This window comes from Pseudomonas sp. DWP3-1-2, from assembly GCF_049896285.1.
GTDB lineage: Bacteria > Pseudomonadota > Gammaproteobacteria > Pseudomonadales > Pseudomonadaceae > Aquipseudomonas.
This window is the reverse complement of record NZ_JAFCTZ010000001.1, coordinates 359,666-379,447: the sequence shown is the minus strand read 5'-3', so window position 1 is coordinate 379,447 and position 19,782 is coordinate 359,666. Positions and strand designations below refer to the sequence as shown.

14 protein-coding genes are annotated in these 19,782 nt (G+C 54.8%); 9 read left to right on the top strand and 5 right to left on the bottom strand.

The window, feature by feature from the left end; all coding sequences use genetic code 11:
* Genes ACP7B0_RS01810 through ACP7B0_RS01795 form a run of 4 tightly spaced genes read left to right on the top strand, consistent with a single transcriptional unit; the run spans position 1 to position 5,821 of the window.
* Positions 1–1,473, top strand: coding sequence for a TIGR03752 family integrating conjugative element protein (locus ACP7B0_RS01810; protein WP_426139213.1), 1,473 nt, complete (start codon positions 1–3; stop codon positions 1,471–1,473).
* Entirely contained in the window at positions 1,454–1,873 is a 420-nt protein-coding gene (locus tag ACP7B0_RS01805; RefSeq protein WP_426139212.1) for a TIGR03751 family conjugal transfer lipoprotein, read from the top strand. The genes ACP7B0_RS01810 and ACP7B0_RS01805 overlap by 20 nt, the downstream gene beginning before the upstream one ends.
* Positions 1,873–4,713, top strand: coding sequence for a conjugative transfer ATPase (locus ACP7B0_RS01800; protein WP_426139211.1), 2,841 nt, complete (start codon positions 1,873–1,875; stop codon positions 4,711–4,713). The genes ACP7B0_RS01805 and ACP7B0_RS01800 overlap by 1 nt, the downstream gene beginning before the upstream one ends.
* A 31-nt stretch (positions 4,714–4,744) precedes the next feature.
* Entirely contained in the window at positions 4,745–5,821 is a 1,077-nt protein-coding gene (locus ACP7B0_RS01795) for a hypothetical protein (protein WP_426139210.1), read from the top strand.
* Between the two features lie 167 nt (positions 5,822–5,988).
* Here the strand turns inward: ACP7B0_RS01795 and ACP7B0_RS01790 are convergent, their stop codons facing one another.
* On the bottom strand, positions 5,989–6,195 hold the full coding sequence (locus tag ACP7B0_RS01790) for a hypothetical protein (RefSeq protein ID WP_426139209.1): 207 nt from the start codon (positions 6,193–6,195) through the stop codon (positions 5,989–5,991).
* A gap of 1,187 nt (positions 6,196–7,382) precedes the next feature.
* On the opposite strand from ACP7B0_RS01790, the gene ACP7B0_RS01785 reads away from it, so the two are divergent.
* From ACP7B0_RS01785 to ACP7B0_RS01765, 5 genes are read left to right on the top strand one after another with little or no spacing between them, the layout of a single operon-like run.
* On the top strand, positions 7,383–7,805 hold the full coding sequence (locus ACP7B0_RS01785) for a TIGR03757 family integrating conjugative element protein (RefSeq protein ID WP_426139208.1): 423 nt from the start codon (positions 7,383–7,385) through the stop codon (positions 7,803–7,805).
* A complete protein-coding gene (locus ACP7B0_RS01780; protein WP_426139207.1) occupies positions 7,802–8,743 on the top strand; it encodes a TIGR03756 family integrating conjugative element protein in 942 nt (313 codons plus the stop codon). Before ACP7B0_RS01785 ends, ACP7B0_RS01780 begins: the two co-directional genes overlap by 4 nt.
* Positions 8,744–8,767: 24 nt before the next feature.
* Positions 8,768–10,153: an integrating conjugative element protein gene (locus ACP7B0_RS01775; protein ID WP_426139206.1), complete on the top strand. Its 1,386-nt coding sequence runs from the start codon at positions 8,768–8,770 to the stop codon at positions 10,151–10,153.
* Between the two features lie 11 nt (positions 10,154–10,164).
* Positions 10,165–10,515, top strand: a complete 351-nt coding sequence (locus ACP7B0_RS01770; RefSeq protein WP_426139205.1) for a hypothetical protein — start codon at positions 10,165–10,167, stop codon at positions 10,513–10,515.
* Positions 10,512–12,017: a conjugal transfer protein TraG N-terminal domain-containing protein gene (locus tag ACP7B0_RS01765; RefSeq protein WP_426139204.1), complete on the top strand. Its 1,506-nt coding sequence runs from the start codon at positions 10,512–10,514 to the stop codon at positions 12,015–12,017. The genes ACP7B0_RS01770 and ACP7B0_RS01765 overlap by 4 nt, the downstream gene beginning before the upstream one ends.
* 40 nt (positions 12,018–12,057) lie before the next feature.
* Here ACP7B0_RS01765 and ACP7B0_RS01760 read toward each other — a convergent pair whose 3' ends face one another.
* From ACP7B0_RS01760 to ACP7B0_RS01745, 4 genes are all read right to left on the bottom strand, one after another.
* Positions 12,058–12,429, bottom strand: a complete 372-nt coding sequence (locus tag ACP7B0_RS01760; protein ID WP_426139203.1) for a DUF3742 family protein — start codon at positions 12,427–12,429, stop codon at positions 12,058–12,060.
* Between the two features lie 125 nt (positions 12,430–12,554).
* Positions 12,555–13,577, bottom strand: coding sequence for a hypothetical protein (locus ACP7B0_RS01755; RefSeq protein ID WP_426139202.1), 1,023 nt, complete (start codon positions 13,575–13,577; stop codon positions 12,555–12,557).
* On the bottom strand, positions 13,574–14,596 hold the full coding sequence (locus ACP7B0_RS01750; protein ID WP_426139201.1) for a hypothetical protein: 1,023 nt from the start codon (positions 14,594–14,596) through the stop codon (positions 13,574–13,576). Before ACP7B0_RS01750 ends, ACP7B0_RS01755 begins: the two co-directional genes overlap by 4 nt.
* Complete coding sequence (locus tag ACP7B0_RS01745; protein ID WP_426139200.1) at positions 14,589–19,751, bottom strand: AAA domain-containing protein; 5,163 nt, start codon at positions 19,749–19,751, stop codon at positions 14,589–14,591. The genes ACP7B0_RS01750 and ACP7B0_RS01745 overlap by 8 nt, the downstream gene beginning before the upstream one ends.
* Positions 19,752–19,782 lie beyond the last annotated feature (31 nt).

The following is a 19,782-nucleotide window of genomic DNA, read 5'->3' as shown; positions in this document are numbered from 1 at the left end:
TTGATCAAGTGGCTTGTGCTACCAGCACTGCTCCTGCTGTTGTTCTTCGTTGTCAGGTCCTGCTCAAGCGAAAAATCCCCATACGCCCAATCAGCGTCGACAGCTGGCCAGCTTTCGCCAGAAGAGTTGAAGCGTCTGGGCATTCACGGTGATACGCCGATGGACACGGTGGCCACTCTCGTTGGGCAGACAAAGGCCATGCGCGAAGAGCTACAAATCCTGCTCTCGGAGAACAAGGCGCAGAAAGATGAAAACGACCGACTTCGGTCCCGTGAGTCAGATGTCGATCAACGCATCCGCAGCGCGTTAAACGGCGAGATCGAGCAGCTACGCAGTGATCGCACTCAATTCGATCAGGAAAAACAGACCACGCGAAGCCTGCTGAACGAGTTGAAAGATCAATTCAATACTCGCGGTCTTGCCCCCAAAAATACTGATATGCCCGTAGGTCTGGGTTTGCAGCCAGGTGACGGCGACGGGTTCAAAGGTAGCGAAGAGAACCTGATCTGGATTGATCCCCAAGATGGGACAGCGATTGACGCCCAGGGTAAACCAATGGGTGCGGGCACTAGCAAACCGGCAACTGGATTTAACTTCCCCAATGCATTCACCGACCAGATCAACATGGGCCAGCGTGAGCTCAAAGCCAGATCAGGTGCAGTTGGGCGAAACATCAAAACCGATGACGACAAACCACCGCCGCGTCCGGTCTACACGCTGCCCGAGAACTCGACATTAATGGGCTCTGTGGCCATGACCGCGTTGATTGGTCGAGTGCCCGTAGATGGAACGGTCAACGACCCCTTCCCCTTCAAGATTCTGATCGGCCCGGACAACCTGACGGCCAACGGCATTGATCTGCCGGATGTTGCCGGCGCAGTGATCAGTGGCACGGCCGCTGGTGACTGGACTCTGTCCTGCGTGCGCGGGCAAGTCATCAGCATGACGTTTGTTTTCAACGACGGTCGTGTGCGCACCGTGCCACAACCGCAGCCGCTGACTACCAAGCAGAACAACGGCGTCCAGTCCAGCAGTCAGATGGACAGGATCCAGGGAGGTATTGGCTGGATCAGCGACCCTAACGGCATCCCGTGCATCTCCGGCCTACGTCGCTCTAATGCGGAGCAATACATAGGCAGCAAGAGCCTGGTCACTGCCGCGGGCGCGGGTGTAGCGAAATTGTTGGAGGCTGACCAGGCCAACACCGGCACTGTGATCAGCAGCAACGGCACAACGGTGGGCACCATGGGTGGTGCAGGCAGCTCCGCGCTCAGCAGCATCCTGTCTGGTGGGGTCAAGGACATCGGTGACTGGGTGAACAAACTCTACGGCCAGGCGTTCGCTGCAGTTTATGTACAACCCGGTGCGCAAGTCGCAGTGCATCTGGATCGCCAGCTTGAAATTGACTACGAACCCGACGGCCGCAAGGTGAAATACACATCAGGAGGTGCGCATGCGTCTGCACTGGATTAAGCCTGCATCAGGGCTACTCGTTTTGGCGTTGGTTTCGGCCTGTGCGACCGACAAAGACAAACTCATGCCCCATGGTCCGCAGAACATGCTTGAACTCTGGAACCAGTCCGCAGGGGCAAGTGGCGGCAGCTCGGCTAGCCGACAACTCATGGATGCAAGGCTCCATTTGCGCCGGCCGCTGAGTGGGGGTGGCGGCGCCACTCACACCAGCTACACGCGAACCGCACAGAACGAGATCTACAGCCAATTCAAACGGCTGCCCAACCCTGATCTCGTGATGTACGTCTTTCCGCATCTGACCGGAACGGATCCAGCGCCGGTCCCGGGCTACAGCACCGTACTCCCGCTGTATCAGCGGATTCAATACGCTATGCCTGGCGAGCGAACGGAGGACTATTGATGGGACGCAATGAACAGCCTGACGCTTGGGAGCAACATGTCTCCAATCTCAACGCTCAACGCATACCTGAGCCCAGTAAGAAAACAGGTAAAGCCACTGCGGCCGACGAGCAAAAACTCTATGAGTCAGAGCCAAGCTTTGTCGACCTCCTGCCATGGGTAGAGTACCTGCCAGACTCCCAGTGCATGCTGCTGGATGACGGTGAGTCTGTGGCGGCATTCTTTGAGCTGACGCAGATTGGCACCGAAGGCCGCGAGCCTGACTGGCTGCGCGGCGTGCGTGACGCACTTGAGAATGCGCTGCAGGACAGCTTCGATGAGCTGGAAGACCAACCGTGGGTTGTGCAGCTCTACGCTCAGGATGAAACCGACTGGGATCCGTACCTTAAGCGGCTACGCAACTACGTCCAGCCGCGAGCACAAGGTTCGGCGTTCACTGATTGTTACCTCGATATGTTCGAACAACACCTGCAGGCGATTTCGAAGCCCGGGGGGTTGTTCGAAGACAACGCCGTCACCCGCCTCCCATGGCGCGGCCAGACTCGCCGGGTTCGGCTGGTCGTCTATCGACGCAGCAAAGGAAAGCCAGGCAGACGCGGGCAAACTGCTGAGCATGCCCTCAATACGATCTGCGATCGGCTTCTTGGCGGCCTGGGCAACGTCGGCGTCAAATGCTTCCGCATGGATGGTGCCCAGATCCATGAATGGCTTTTGCGCTGGTTCAACCCTCAACCACGAATGCTGGGGCCCACCGCAGAAGACCGTAGGCGCTTCTACGAAACCACAGCATATCCAGCCTCTATCGAACCCGGTGAGTTGGAGCTGGCCAGCGGTACCGACTTCGCGCAGCGCCTGTTTTTCGAGCAGCCTCGATCGGACGCCGAAAATGGTTTGTGGTTCTTCGATCAAATGCCGCATCGGGTGGTAACCCTTGATCGCCTACGCTCGCCGCCCATGACCGGTCACTTGACCGGCGAAACGAACAAAGGCGGTGACGCCATCAATGCCCTCTTCGACCAGATGCCCGAAGACACTGTGCTATGCATCACCTTGTTAATCACGCCACAGGACATGCTTGAAGCGCACCTTAATTTGCTGGCCAAGAAGTCGGTGGGCGACACCGTCGACTCGGAGCAAACCCGCCATGATGTGCAGGAGGCGCGCTCCTTGATTAGCAGTTCGCACAAGCTCTACCGCTCAAGCGTCGCGTTCTACCTGCGCGGCGAGGATCTTGCTCAACTCGATAGCCGCACCCTGCAGTTGAACAACGTCATGCTCAATGCAGGTCTGCAACCGGTGCGCGACGAGCATGAAGTCGCGCCGTTGAACTGCTACCTGCGCTGGTTGCCTTGCGTGTTCAACCCGGGCATGAAAAACGCCGATTGGTACACCCAACTGATGTTTGCCCAGCACGTGGCTAACCTGGCTCCCGTGTGGGGACGCAGCCAAGGCACCGGCAACCCAGGCATCACCTTCTTCAATCGCGGCGGCGGCCCAATCACGATCGACCCACTTAACCGCCTTGATCGGCAGATGAACGCCCATCTGTTCCTGTTCGGCCCGACAGGAGCAGGCAAGTCAGCCACGCTAAACAACATCCTCAATCAGGTGACGGCGATGTACCGCCCTCGCCTGTTCATCGCCGAAGCGGGAAACAGCTTTGGATTATTCGCTGACTTCGCGAAGCGCCTCGGACTGACCGTCAACCGGATCAAGTTGGCTCCCGGCTCCGGCGTCAGCCTTGCACCCTTCGCCGATGCCCATCGACTCATCAATACCCCCGCTCGCGTAAAAACCCTGGATGCCGACGAGCTCGACGAGCAGGAAACTGAGGACGAAGATGAGCGCGACGTGCTCGGCGAGTTGGAGATCACCGCTCGCTTGATGATCACCGGCGGGGAAGACAAGGAAGAAGCGCGCATGACACGCGCCGATCGCAGCCTGGTTCGACAGTGCATCCTCGATGCTGCCGGGGTTTGCGTCGAAGCCAAACGGACCGTACTCACCGAGGACGTGCGTGATGCCCTACGCCGCGCTGGCCAAGACAGCGCCTTACCTGAAGCACGTCGCGCTCGCCTTCTGGAAATGGCCGACGCCATGGACATGTTCTGCCAGGGAGCCGACGGAGACCTGTTCAACAGCGACGGCAGCCCTTGGCCCGAGGTTGACATCACCATCGTCGACTTGGCGACCTACGCCCGCGAGGGCTACAACGCCCAGCTCTCGATCGCCTACATCTCGCTGATCAACACCGTTAACAACATCGCCGAACGCGACCAGATGCTTGGTAGACCTATCATCAACGTCACCGACGAAGGCCACATCATCACCAAAAACCCGCTGCTCTCACCCTACGTGGTCAAGATCACCAAGATGTGGCGAAAGCTCGGCGCCTGGTTCTGGCTCGCCACCCAAAACATCGACGACCTGCCGAAAGCTGCAGAGCCAATGCTGAACATGATCGAATGGTGGATCTGCCTCAACATGCCCCCAGACGAAGTCGCCAAGATCTCGCGGTTTCGTGAGCTGAATGACGCACAGAAAAAGCTGATGCTTTCAGCCAGGAAGGAGTCGGGGAAGTTCACCGAGGGGGTGATTTTGTCGAAGTCGACTGAGGTGCTGTTTCGGGCTGTTCCGCCGAGTTTGTATCTGGCGATGGCCATGACTGAGCCGGAGGAGAAGGCTGAGCGTTTCAGGGTAATGGGTGAGCTGGGGGTTACTGAGCTGGATGCGGCGATTGAGATTGCGCGGCGGATTGATGGGAAGCGTGGGATTTATGCCGATAGACGAAATCAGCTAGATACTCTAAGACGGACTAGCAATCCACCATCCTTGATCTAATCTCCAAGTGGCGACTGACTTGGAGGCCATCATGGCAAAAATCCGACAAGCACTAGGGCTGCTTTCCCTCGCTGGGGTATCTGCGTGTGGAAATTGGGATGCAGTCTACAGAACACACGACTTCCGCTCAGAAGGATCAGCGATTGTCGATATCAAAACCCGCTCGATCTTGGCTAGCCCCATTACAGTAGAACTCGCAGATGGAACAAAAAAGACCTACAGTCGCGTATGCGCGGAGCCTAGCCCCGACGCCTTAACAAGCTACGCCGCCCAACTTTCAGTTCAGAAAGAAGTATTCGAAGGCGCATCGACTGGACTGGCAGGTGGGTATCAGGGAGCAGCAGCTTTTGTAGGCATGAGAACACAGACAGTACAGCTGCTAAGAGATCAGATGTACCGACTCTGCGAAGCTAATGTGAACGGCTTTATAACTGACACGCAATATGAAATGCTGATGACTCGAAATCAGCGCTATACGCTGGCACTCATGGCGATCGAGAACCTGGCGCAGGCTACACAAGCGCCAGCGGTCGCCATTTCTTCTGAATCAAACCTCAAAGACGAGAATGAACGAGCACAAACCAAATTAACTAAAGCAAAATCGGACAAAACTAAATTAGAAGCAATAACCGAGGCCGATCGAACAGACGCTCAAAAACAAGAACTAAAGAATTTAGAGAGTACAATTGAAAGACTAGAAAAGCAAATCACACAAAACAACAAAATCAGCAGCACTTCAGTAAACTCCAACCCTAACGACGACCGTACCTCCGCAATAGTGGGTGTAGAAGCGATTGAAGCCATAAGCAAAATCGCAGGAACTCTACTAACAGTCGGCGAGGATGGATATAAGTGCTTTAACTACATCAGCGATTTAACAGCTAGAAATTTGGCAGCACCTACTAGCGGGGCACAGAAAATAATGTACGACTTTTGCGAGGCAACACTTTTGCGCGCCGCAAAGCCTGATGGAGAATCATTACTAAAAAGAAAGGACAACCCACAAACACAAAGAACAAGCGACACATTTGACAGAGGAGATGCTATAAACTCTGGATCTTGGAATCAGAACGGAAAATATCGACAACTGGAAAAACAAAAGCCCTAAATGGAAACCTCTCATTTTTTGTAACCCGGCCGCTAGGTATAGAAAAAATTTCGGCACGATCTTGTATATCGAGCCCCCACAATTTCATATGATCATTTGAAGGTTTCACGAAAGGTTTCCGAAACCATTCAGGACGCCTACATCGCACACAAAAATGCTCTTTTTCCTCAACCATTGGCCGAGCATGCTCTAACAGGAACATTGTGGGCCTTGAAAAAACTCAACATGCCCTCCCAAGTATCTAATAATGGGTAAGCATCTATGCTTTCCTGCCCTTCAGTAAACTCTTGCTCTACGAAAGGTAGGTGAAGTAATTGACTCATATCCTCGACGGTCTTGGCCTGCTGCATCAAAGCGCTAAGCTTAGAAAGCATAGCGGGGCCTTTTCGACAGAATACTCCACACCAAGGGCCTTAAAAGCTCCTGCAAGACCCCCTTGAAGTTCATCAAGATAAATTTTATCATATCGAACCACGGACTCGAGTGACAAAAAGCTTTTTGCTAATTTCAGGGAAGCTTACAGCAGCGCCTTCCTTAAGCAATACTTTCTTCAACATCGTGACGGTCCACAAATTTCTCTCACCTTCGGAATAATCGTACAGGAGGTCATATTGAGGATCACCAGTTTTATCACCCGACAGAAACTTCACGATTGACTAGTACTGTGAATCAATACTCCCGCTAGCTGACTGTCCTAAGCCTAGCCTTGCAATAGAGTTTCTGCGAAAGTCCGGCGCTCTGAATCTCATGCAGAACGGTCTGTCGATCGAGCCATCTGCCGCCTGAGCATTCCACAAGAATATAAATTCCAATGCCGGCTTTAATTTTTTGTACTGATGAATCCGATCGTAATTATGTTTTATAAATGACACAACCAAATCAGAATAACCGTCAATATCAAAACCACCATCCTTTTTGAGGCAGGGGCGCCCCTCCCCAAGCAACTTTATAATTTTTAGTCCAGCTTCAATATCCCGACTAAATGCAACACACAAATTATTAGCAACCTTATGAATTTTCTAAACACAATTATAATATTCAGCCGGTCTCTTCTTATCGTTATACACGATAGTTGCCTGAATATCCGCCACACATACAAACCCATTAAACAATCAGCTCCAACAACCCAAATCATCAAAACACTTCTATATCAAACCAGGAATACCAATCACACATATTGTCCCGACACAAAAAACCTCAACACGCTGACAACATGAGAATAAGCCCTACTAATTACCCGTAAACAATGAAGATTACATTCACGCTTGATCATCACCAAGAGTTCGCGCCTTCCCAATGAGGCATCTCAACTCACACACCATAGTCCTGAACGCTGCTGCTACATATCTGTGGCGCATCCAGTTAGCCATTAATAGCCTTTGTGTGGCCACTTAGTTAGTAAACTGTGAAAAGCATGCAAACTGAAATAAAGCACCTATAAAACTAATCGCTGCGCTGAGGCCGACCGAGGAAAACCATCCGAGCTACATTCTTGTTTTTAGCAGCGCCCCTCATTACCACGTAGTTAAATGTATTCCGATCACAAATCCGGACACAGCTCATGTCACTTCGACGCCCATACGCAGCACCCATACGCCAAGCGCTTGCCGCATGCCTCACTACCCTCCTGGCAAGCACCGCAGTCAGTAGTGAAATCATCCTGATCACCACCAACCAAAATCCGCTCGCAGCAACCAAAAATATCCGCACAATTAATCTCGACCTTCCAGCCACAATCGAAGCCAAGATATCCACCGCCCTACCCGCCACCCCATCCGCAGCCCAAGCAATCGCCACCCAACGCATCACTCCAGCCCTGGGAGCGCAACTCACCCAAGCCCACCAAAACGTCACCGACGCCTGGAGCATGAGCATCACCAAAGTCCCAGCCGTGGTAGTCGATCGCAAATACGTGGTCTACGGTGAAGCAAACGTCCAGCGCGCACTCGATCGCATTGAGGAGTACCTAAGGAGAGAGCCATGAGCCTCCTTACCCTCCGGCCGTTAGCAAGGCGGGCCCTCCCCGCTCTCCTGTTGACCTCTAGCCCGGCATTCGCGCTAAACACCGCGACCATCGCGCCGTCAGTGATGTCTCCCAGTTGCATGGACTACAGGGTCGTTGGCGTTTGCTATTGGCTGTACTGCACCACCTTCGGCTGCAAGGTAAAGACCTCTCCCAAGGTGGGCCACTACGTTCCGGACGCGGTGGTTTCCAGCTATGGCAATACAGGGCAGAACCCGTGGGTCGAAGTCGCATCGATGAGTGCACCTACTTCATCCGCTCAGGGTGGCGGCAGCGGTACGACCAACAATGTCCATGAGAACAATCTCGCGACATTCAAGAACGTTGATGTGATCGGCCATCCCGGGCTTGTGGCTTTCAACAGTTTTGCCAGTGGTTCGGGTTACACCTGCGCAGGTGCGGGTGCATCCTATGTGCCGAATATGCTAAGCACGCTAGACACCATCGCATGGCGCTTTGGTGTTCCCGAAAATGTGTTTCCGCAGGCACTTACGCCTGGCATGCGTGAGATCGGCAGTCGCGCTGCTGCGAACTTGTGGGGAAGTGTTTACCCGCGCAGTGGTTTTCTGCATCAGCCGGATGACTACAAGGCGGCAGCCGTGATGGCGCAGCGCGCCGGGGACGTCGTTACCCGCTCTGGGCAAGCGCATGTGTATCAGCCGTTGCTTGCTCAAGTGCAGCCAGGTTACTGGCCTGCAGGCGAATTGCGTGAAGGTGAGATCCGAACCGGAAAATGGCAGCAGCTTGCTCCAATCGTTAACCAAACCTGCAGTGTATTTCCCGATCAGTCGCCAGCGATGCAATCCCAGGATGGCGGTTATGCCTGGGCCTTATGGCGCCCCTACAGCTGCTGCAAACGTGAAGGTCAGACCTTCCTCGGCAGCACTGGCACTTACTAAAACTCCAAGCTCATGAGGCCCGATATGGTTCGGTTTTCTTCTGCATCTCTGACGGTAATTCGCTGCCTCGCATTAACCATTGCGTTCCTGGCCGCAAGAACAGTTCAAGCGGATCCGATTAATGCCGGAACCTCCGGCAGCGTTATCGGTGACGACGTGCTTTACAGCATTGGCGGCGGCAGTGCGGTGTCGATGGGTCGCGCCGGCAACATGCAAAGCATTGGCGTCGGGGTGGGCTGGAACAGCAATTTGATGTGCGGAAACATGGACCTTTCGACAACGCTGCAGAACCAGCTGAGCGGCGCCACCGATGGGTTTCAGAACATCATGAGCAGCGTGATTCAGGGCGCGACCGGTGCGGTTGCGTCATTGCCCGCGCTAATCATTCAACGAGCAGATCCTGGACTGTACAACCTGCTGACTAACGGAATCCTGCAAGCGCGCGTGGACTTCGATCGCTCCAAGGCCAGCTGTGCGGCGATGGCAGCGAAGATGGCTGACATTGCTGGTAGCCAGACCGGCTGGAGCGCCCTCGCCCAAGGCCAGGCCATGAAGGAAGCCGTCAGCCAAAGCGGCGATGCTGTGGCAGCAACCAAGACGGCTGAAGCCTCCAAAGGTAACAGCGGCGTGCCCTGGGTAGGCGGGACCAAGGCAGGAGGCAAAAATCAGCAACCGATCAAGGTCATTAGCGAGGTCACCAAAGCGGGATACAACCTGCTCAACGGCCGCAGTGCTACAGATGACTCGGCAATTAGTCAGAGCACCTGCAACAGCGGCATGACGTGTGGCACCTGGAAGTCTCCCGAAGAGGCCGCACAGTTTGCCACTCGTGTACTCGGCGAGGTGCAACAGCAAACATGTGAAGACTGCACCAAGTCGACCACCACCGCAGGTGTCGGTCTTACTCCCCTGATTCAGGAGGAGTACGACGCCAAGCTGCAGGCGTTGCAAGAGCTGATCACCGGTAGCAAAGAGACCACACCGGAAAACCTTGCCGCGGCAGGTAGCAACTCGCTGCCCATCTCCCGAGGCGTCGTCACAGCGCTACGTGATGAACCTGATCAAGAGCTCCTGGCTCAACGTCTGGCATCTGAGATCGCCGTGTCCAGCGTGTTGGAAAAAGCCTTGCTGCTGCAGCGCACTCTCCTCGCTGGCAACAAAGAGCCCAACGTCTCAGCCAATGACGTGGCCACCGGCGCGATCAACAGCGAAAGCCAGAATCTGAAGCTCGAAATCGACAACCTCAAGACCGAGCTGGAACTGCGAAGAACCCTGGCCAGCAATTCACCGATGGCAATTATTGCGCGACACAAGGAGCGCAAAGAGAACTCGCGCTCGATCTACCAAGGCGACACAGAGATGAACCGTTTGGATGACGCCCAAAAACCTACCAGTCAGGACAACCTGTAGGAGCACTGGAGATGGATTTCAAAAGCAATCGCGTATTCAGATTCAAGTACTGGCGCCTGATAGGCCTGCTCGTTCTGCTGATAAGCGTCGCGACGCTCATCAACCTTTACGGCATCCACATCCTGGGCAGCCTGGAAAACTGGAAAGCCTGGCGCGCAGAATCCTACGAGTACCTCTTGGTTTGGAGGCTCGCTGTGTACGCGCTATTGGTCACAGGGTGGTTGCGGGTTCGCCAGCGATTACTGGAGCCCGAGCCTCAGATGAAGTGGCGAATCAAACGCGCCGAGTTTGCTGCTGCAACAGCCTGCATCCTTTTCGAGATAACTCGTGCGCATGCCCACGGACTCTGGGGTGCTGCATGACGCTCTATACCAATGATTATCTTGAGTACTACCTGACACTCGTGGGCTGGCTGATCGGTAACGGGATCTGGGAAGTTCTGATGGACTCCGGGGTCTACGCCCTGGCTTTTGCCGCGATCATCGTTCAGGAATGGATCAAGGCGCGTGGCGAAGGCGCTGACGAGGGCAACAAAGGCGCTCTGTCGGTGATACGCATCGAGAACCGCGTGTGGGTGGCCACCGTGGTGATCATGTTCGCCGGCTTACCACTCATTAACGTGGACCTTGCCACCCTGAAGTTTGATGAAGGCCGATCGCAGCAATGCCAATACCAGGTCGCGCAGCCTCAGGACACCCGCTGGGGAAAATCCTTCACTGCATTGAATAACGAGAGCGCGAAGATCCCAGCATGGTGGTTCTTCGTGCATGCGATGTCCAAAGCGGTCACCAACGCAGCGGTAGCATCCATCCCCTGCGGGACGGACCTACGGCAGATGCGCATGGAGATCAGCACCACGAGAATTCACGACCCCCTACTCGCTCAGGAAGTCGCGGACTTCACCAACGACTGCTACGCCTACTCCCGAGCCAAGCTGTTCATGAAGCGTCCGAAGCTCGATGAGAAGCTCATGAACGACGTGAACTGGATCGGCTCAAGCTACTTCAGCAATCAGCCCGGGTATTACGACAACTACTACTCCCGATCGCCGAGGCAGGAGTGGCCATGGGACCCCGTCAGGGACGCAGCGATGCCTAAGGTAAAGAACGGTGGCGGCTTCCCGATGTGCAATCAGTGGTGGAGCGACGCCGGGAAAGGTCTCAGAGACCGATTGCTGAGCCAGGTAACCCCTACGCTGAAGGAGCGATTCATCAGTTGGGCTAGCTTCATGTCGCCTCAGGCAGTAAGCGACGCGCTGATTCGCGAGATCGCCTCGCCCAGGGCGCAGCGCATGACACAAGGACAGGTCTACTCGGACTACGGCGGCCAGGTTGGCGGCTCGATGTTCAACGATGCGAGTCGGGTGACGGGCGCGGTGGGTCTGGGTGTTGGTTCCATGGCCTACTTCCCGGCGATGGACGTGGTTCGCCAGGCATTACCGATGGTGATGGCTTTTCTGAAGATGACCCTGATCATCTGCATACCGTTGGTGATTACGTTTGGGACGTTCGATTTCAAGTCGGCCATGACCCTATCCATCGTTCAATTCTCGATGATCTTCGTGGACTTCTGGTTTCAGCTCGCGCGCTGGCTGGATACGACGATTCTCGATGCCATGTACGGAGCAGACTCGCCGCATGGGACGCTGAATCCGCTGCTGGGGATGAACAATACGCAGGCGGATATGTTGCTGAATTATGTGATGGCGGCGATGTTTATCATCCTGCCAAGCTTATGGATGACGGCGCTTAGCTACGCAGGTATCGCGGCAGGAAAATCTCTGCAAGGATTGTCGGATGGGACCCGCTCAGCCCAACAGGAAGGCGGAAAAGGTAAGGACGTGGTCGCAAGCAAGGCACGTTAGCCACTGGGACAGTGGCCGCCCTTAAGGGCGGCTAGCTTGGTTACAGGTTTTCATGATCGAATACTGGATCGTGGATGTTGTCCTGCGAATAGGGGTCAGGAAAGAGTCCTTCGGTGTCAAAGCCCACCTCATCGTTCGACCGAAAATCGGACATCAAACCCAACTCAGCCATCCCTCGAAGAAGCCACAGCCCGAAAATAACTGCAGCAATCCAGAATGATAAATAGAGAACGAGCGCAATCAGCCCGGACTTCAAGATGCGAAGAACCCACCGACACAGAACAGGGTTCATACCCCCGCCGACACACCAAATAGTCAGACGTCGTTCGAGTGCCGTACACCGAAGCAGTGCCGTTCCCATTAACTGGCCTGCGCGGAACGCAAAGCCGGGTTTGGTATTTATCCTGTCCATCGGTGCTCTTCTCTCCTGATACCGAAAATGCCGTTAGCTAGAGAAGATCAAAAACAACATCAAATTGCGATCAGCTAATTCTCTATATTGCGTAGGACACTTCCACTGATAGGCTAACCCTCTGATCAAGGACGACATACGACCTGACGAAACCAGCTATCTCGAGACCTGTTACGCAACCAAACATGGATCTCGGCGCTATCCTGAGATTGGGGCTCGGCATCAAATGCAATCAAGCAGGAACCGGCATCAACGACCTTGCCCATCAGAATATGGCGCTTGATCAGCGCAACATCCCCGTCACCGGGCAATTCGTAGCAGCCATCTAGAGTGGACACGAACCACTGTCGTTGAAATTGTGTAATACCTAGCGGTTCAGCAGGAACCTGAGCAACTGTCCGAAGTATCTCACCCGAGACCGAAATCACCGAGCCGCCGGCCGCTACCGCCAATAACTCACCTTCAGGTCCTTCAACACCGGCGATCAAGTTAACAAATGCATTAGCCTCCTCTGGCCACGGGCCTGACAAACGTTGCCAAGTACCTTCGGCTCTGCGGCGCAAAATCAGGCCAGCATAGCCAATGGCGTACACGGTCTGGGCTGTCTCCACGATTCCATTGATCCCCCCCAATACATCGGGACGTCGATCTTCATATTCAAGGATAGCGGCGCCATCGGAATCCCAGCGGTAAAGACGACGCTCACATGTGCCAATCAGCAAGCTACCGTGGACCCAGGCCAAGCAACAAGCCAGTTCGATTTTTTCTGCATCCGGCGAAATGTAACGTAGACGTCGAGTGAACCAGCTACGCCTCAAACCAAGTTGCGGGTGAGGCGTGATCTTCTGCCAACCGTCTAGATGGCCCAGATCCGTATTGGTGATCAGGTGGTCTTCGCTGGTGATTGCCCAAATCTGACCGTCGCTATCGGCAACGATTGCCTGAATAGCATCAGGCACCCAAGTCTCCGGACGGAAATCAAATCTTTCGCCGTTCAACTCACCGCTGATAATCCAAGAGGATGTATGCCCTTCACCATCCTGTACGTGGACGGCAAACCATGGCCGATCACCTGCGACAGTCAAATCTGCCAACTGGTAACGTCGACTAGCGACAGCATTTGCTGGTTCAGTAATATCCAGGCTCATGTCACAGGCACCTGCTGTTGATTGACCGTAGGCGGAATGTCGTGGAACAGTGGTAACTCTCGATCCATTGTCCAGCCAGCATTGGTATAAAATTCACGGGCCTCAATCAACAGGGCCACGGCCACCGCTCGACCGACATCTTTGCGCTCCGACCAGGTCATGAATCCTGCCTGTGCCAACGCAAAGCCTTTGACATTGAAGTTTTTGAACTCGCTTCCGTTAGCGAAGCCGCTGTCCTTCACCGCAACATCGACACCAAGATCAGCCACGGTGTAGACCTGCGTCATCCATTTAAAAACATGTTCGAGGTATTCGCCAGTTGTTGGGTTCTTGGCAAGACTTTGCAGATCACCCCGCAGCAGCTTACGGGTTTTCCTCTGCTCATCAGTTACAAACTTGTGCTGCGAGCCTTTGTTCTGTGAGTCCTGCATAAACGTCGCGAAACTGTGATTCAGACTGAAGGATTGGCCTCTAAGCAGCGAGCCACGAAGCACCTTGTCAGGAATCAGGTGATCCGCGTCGTATCCACGATAAATACTCAATAGGTGTGAGCGTTCAGTGGACTTGGTATTGGAGAGGGTCTCGTAACCACCTGCCAAGGTCGGCATACGCAGCAGCTCACGAATCGCATGTTTGCTGGTAGGGTCTAGTGTGTCGTTACGCCAGTCCAGCTGATTGATTTCATTGGCCACCCTGATCACTGACTCAATCTCATCGCGCAGCACATCTTTTTGCAGCGGATAGGCGGCCTCAATGACACTTGGACGAAGATCTGCCACCGAATAGCCGGGAATGGATAGAACTCTCGAAATGGCCGCTCTCGCTTCACGCTCACTCAATTTGTGGCCATCAGTTCGCGGGTAGGTAACACCACCCACGTCAAACGAGTCGACGAACGTCGCCTGATTGAGCTGATGCGCGGCGGCGAACGCGGCTTGAGCGCCTTGATCACCCGGATTACTCATCGCTGCTTCGTAAGCCTGGCGCATCAGAGACATTACTTGAAACCCGTTACTCATCTGTACTCTCCCCTTGCGCCAAGGCAGACTCGTACCCACGTAAAAGATCTTCAATGTGCTTACCGTAAGTCGACGGTCTGCCATGCCCACGAGCATGCATCCAGGCCAATAACTGATCGACTGTCGGCTCAAGCAGAGAATGGGTCCGTGTGGCATTGTCCTGAGCAAGGACTTGTAATACCGGAGGTTCTTGGCTACCAAGTAAAGCCTCTACTCCAGATTGAGCCCAAGAGGACGTGTACCTACCGACCCCCTCAGGATCAATACCAAACCAGCCGGCGTATGCTCCCTGCGTGCCCGTGATAACTTCAACACCAACCTCAATAGGGCGCACCACCCCCCACGTCAGCGGATAAATCCGGCGTACGGTGTGCATCTCGCCGTCACGCAAGGAAGAGGCCAGCATCAGCTTCGACATCATTGTGTAAAGTTGCCGCTGCCGGGGTGAGAAACCAGCCATCTTTTCACTATCAGCTTCGATGGCCAAATCTAGAGGGACCAAGGCTCCGTGTGCCCCGGAGCGCCCACCGCCCAAATCGTCAGGTGTATCCCCCGCAGACGTCTCCGGCGCCTCGACAGACTCGCTTTCCTCTGCTGGTAAAACATCGACACTGCACGGTTTCCAGGAGCTCAAGTCCACAGATGGTTGACCGGCGAACAGCATTACGTCGGAACCTTGTGCATCAACCGTTGCTGAGTAGGGGCCAACGATTGGGGTCGAGCGTTCCTGTGCGGGACGGCAATCGTCAAACCTCGCGGCCCAAGTGCGAAGAAACTCGACGTAGTCCTGCTCACAGGCATCAGCACCCCACGAAAAGCGGGTTAGCGCCTCATCGAACGCGATCAATAATTCATTGGCACTGATTTGCTCCAGCCAGGAACTCCCTAAAAGCTTGCCGGCAAGGTTCCGGCCGCCCCTGGTCAGGCATAGGCGCCCTTGGTCATCCAGAGTTGCCCAGGCGCTATTACGAGAAAGCGGTTTAGGTTCATCAGTCTCAGCGCGTAATTCATACAGCCTCTGCAGTGCTGTCATAGTATCGGAGGGTAGCCAACCAAAGCGCCGAAAGGCCTCCTGCAATACTTGGTTCGTACCGAGTTGCTCCATGGGTGGCAGCAGGTGAGTTTCGTGTTCAAGAAGACATGGCGTAGTTGAAACGACAGCATCCTTCAGTGCCGCAGACACACGTGATGCATTTTCTTCGACGTCCGTCCCCCACCTGCGCCAACCCTCTGCCCGACGAAGCACCATCAGACGTGCGGGCACCGCCGTACCATTGACCAACAGAGTGATTGCAATGCCAAATCGTTTGCCTGGCCTGTCCTTAGAGTCGCCATGTGCCGCTAAAGCTCTCAATAGCGGGCCCTTTACGCGGCCCCCGCCGGGAATTCCGTGGCGCAGATAAACTGAGCCGATCAGGTTATCCAAGACCCGCAGAGCGATGGCACCGTACGCCAAGCCCATATTCAACGCGCGACACATACTGGCAGCACGCTCTTCCGGGGTAGCCCCCTCTACTAATATCTGCTTGCCTTCCTCGAATGCCTGCTTCATATCCGGCTCGGTCAACGAGTGAAAGCGCACGCGGCGCACCTGCCTTACATGGACGAACCAAGGAGCATCTTTGAGGACTTGGATCATGTGCCAGGCGATTGCTTCACCTTGAGCATCGTCGTCGGTGCCGAGAACGAGTTCGTTGGATTGCAGCAAACGGCTGCCGGCATTACGCAAAGCGGTAGTGAGGTCGCCACCCTCTCGCTCGCTCATTTGCCAACGGGGCTGGAGTCCATCCTGCCATCGAATAGCCCCTGCACCTGGCAGGTCGCGGATGTGGCCGCCGCAGCCGAATACCTGCGTTCCAGCAGGCACAAGATTCTGGATAATTTTGGCTTTATGAACAGACTCCACGACCATTAGAGTGCGGGGCCCCAGCTTGCAAGCAGGTATTCGTGGGGCGCCAGTCATCCTCTCATGTTCCGGCTCGCGGACACCGGCAAGGCATCTGCCCACAACAGCGGAAGGCAGATCGTTGGCCGGATTCATCGCCTGCTGGGAAAAGAACAGATCAGAATGACCAAACAGTATGAAACTCTTCTGAGCGCGGCTGATCGCTACGTTGAGCAAACGACCATCGTCCCGGTCGATAAACACCCGCTCGCGGTGATTGCTGTCGGTTCTGCGGTTAGCACGACTTTCCCTGTTAACGGAGCTGAAGAGCACCACCGGTTTTTCAGCACCTTGCAACGTATGGACAGTGCCAATGGTTAGACGCCCGCTCAAGTTGTCGTCATTAGCATCCAGTTCCTCGCGGATACAGTTTCTGATGGCTTCAACTTGCCCCCTAAACGGCGTCACAATCGCGACAATTTTCTCCAACGCGATCGGCTGATCAGGATTGCCCTCGACTCGTGCCACCCATTTCGCCAATTTTGGCCCGTATTGTTTTAGCCACTCTACGATCGCCCTCGCCTCTCCGGGATTGGACCAGGAGTCGCCTTTGCTGGGTTCGTCATTCGGTCCTCCGGTCTGATAGAACCCAAGCGGCGGCAACGGAAAAGAGGCTTTCATGCGCTTGCGCAACTCCTCCTCCGGCTTGCCATCAAGGAGTGGCAGATCGGCATCCGCAAACAGACCTGGTTGCGGGTCGGGGATTTTTGGCACCAACTCTCGCTCGAGCAATCGCCCGTCAAAATCACGATCATGGTCGTGATACAACAGATCAATGCAAACATTGATGATCGATTCAGCGCACCTGTAGTGCTCTCGTAACAACAATCCGTCCCGCAGACGTCCATCAGGCATAGATTCGGCAAAAGAGGCACCGGTAGCCGCCAATTTCATGATTGAGCCGCTTGCAGAATCAGCCCCGCGCTGCCGCAGATCGAGCAACCAATCCGAATCAGGCCAGCGATCTCGTACTTGTCGGGCATCCACCTCCGGCGTGACCGAGGAGACAGGAGAAAGCTGCTTCATATCGCCAACGATCACCGCTCTTCTGGCGAGGCTTAGGACCGGCACGCCTAACTCTGGGGCCGCCTGGCCGGCCTCGTCGATAATCAACAGATCAAGAAAATCAAAAAGCGGTTGCCCTGCTTCAGCCAACAAACGTGGTGCGCTGTGCAGCGTGGCCACGATGCATGGGAATAGCATGGCCGAACGTCTCAGCGCATCTTTTCGGTTAGCTGGCTCAGGGGATTCCACAACGTCAGCCAGCCAGCGGATCTCCCAATATCTGGCTGCCAACTGGAAAATGATCGGTCGCCAAACAACATCCAGTAATTTCTGATACTGCATCTGAAGGTGTTCAGGGCTGGAGGCAGCACGCAGTTCAGAAAGGATGTCTTCCACCCAATGAGAGGACCATGCTTCGCTCGGAAAGCTGGAAGTCAGCTCGGTCAGATCCGTCAAAGATTCGACCACGCCCTGTCGATCAATCGCGCAACTCAGGCCACTATGCAAGATATCAGCGAGTGCGTCCAAATAACCGCGAAGCTCATCCCTGGAAGGCAACGCATCTTTCGATGCGGCCTTCTGAGCGAGACGGATTTTGCGCGTTATATCACTGACCGAGAGCTTTTGCTCGACGCTAAAGAGCGAGCCAAATAAAGGCCTCAGTTTAGTAAAAGCGTCTTCGAAGTGCCCCGCCAGCGCGTAGGCCGCCGCTGCAAAGTCTTTATACGGTAAATGCAGGCTTGAGGAACCGATACCGAAGGTATGCAAACGGTTCTTCCTGATTTCTAGCGTGGTAAATTTCTTGCGATGCGACTTACTTTTGGCTTTCGAAGGTGCACTTGCGGTAAACCCCAATAGGTTCTTCCCGACTGGATTCAACCAACGTCGGGCCAATGGGTGTTTGTTACCAACAGCGCCGTCGAATGTACCCATAACGTTCTCAACGCTCTGGTTGGTAGCGCCACATACAAACGTCACAGGGCAATGCTCGGCGCTATCGTAAGCGGCCAATACCCACTGGTTCGCAATCATCGCCCGCAACATCGCGGTTTTTCCGGTCCCTGGCGGCCCACTTACTGCGAGAACCCCAGTCCCGCTCGCCAGTTGCCCGTAGGTATGCAGTGCCCGTCGCTGTGAGTCATTCAGAGGGTCAGCGGAACGTTTTTCGTCAGGTTTCTGAATGCTGGCAGCTTTGTCGACCATCGCCACGTGCCGGGCAATTACTGACGCGGGACTCGGGCAACCCACCTGAACGGCTGAACGATGGCGACCGGGCAGTATTAGTTGTCCGAGTGCACCAAGAGAGTTGGCCTGCGGCATCGCCTTGTAAACGCCTTCTAGCGCCCGGGTCGCATAACTAGGTTGCCTTGGCACCGCAATCCACTGCCCGGAGATAGTGGCCAGACCGGTCTCTGCCCCATCGGCTTGAATGCGGTTGAAAAGAGCAAAACAAGCATCGACGTATGTCCGCAAATCTGTGCTGTGCCGCAGGGTGTCGATAAATGATTTCAGCTCCTCACGGTAGCTGTCGTAGTGTCCGATTGGTGGAGGCAAGTCTTTGAAAGCGATGAGAGGCTGCGGCTCAAGCCATTGCCTGACGACCCTCGGGCGACAATCGTTGAATTCACGGGGAAGGCATATTTGGTTGGCGTCGTTAAGGTCAAAGGGGAACCAGAACGCTATGTTCAGTTTGGTCACTTTGGGACGTGAGCTCTTCTTACCCTTCACCGGTTTATCATCCGGATCAGGCCAAGTGACCTGAATTTCGTCAGCTGATATCGCGTGGTGGAACACCAGTGCCATAGGAATACGCGTCTCTACCTCGCCTGTATCATCCGCGCTTTCTGGATCCTCCTCCAGGGCCTGAAGCGCCTCGGCCTCTTGCTTGCGCCGGGCCTCTGCAGCTCGCTCGGTAATCACCGCCAGCGCCTTTGCCGGGCGTGCCCCGAAACCTAAATCGAAATTCGGCCACGCCAGCCGGGCATGACTCTTAAGTGGAATGCGGACATCGGTTGACTGCAACCCGAGAAGATCATCCTCCGTCAGTGCCTTATGCCAGTAACCCAGTATGTCGGACGGTAAATTGGCTACAGCCTCCCTGACGGGTGGCCGCTCGCTTGATTCCTGCACATCCTCTTTAATGCCCTCCTTCGCAACAGCATCGAATCGGAACCACTCCCTGAACTCCTTCAATCTCCTGAACATCATTGCTCCCTGCTAACTGGCGTGCCTGAGA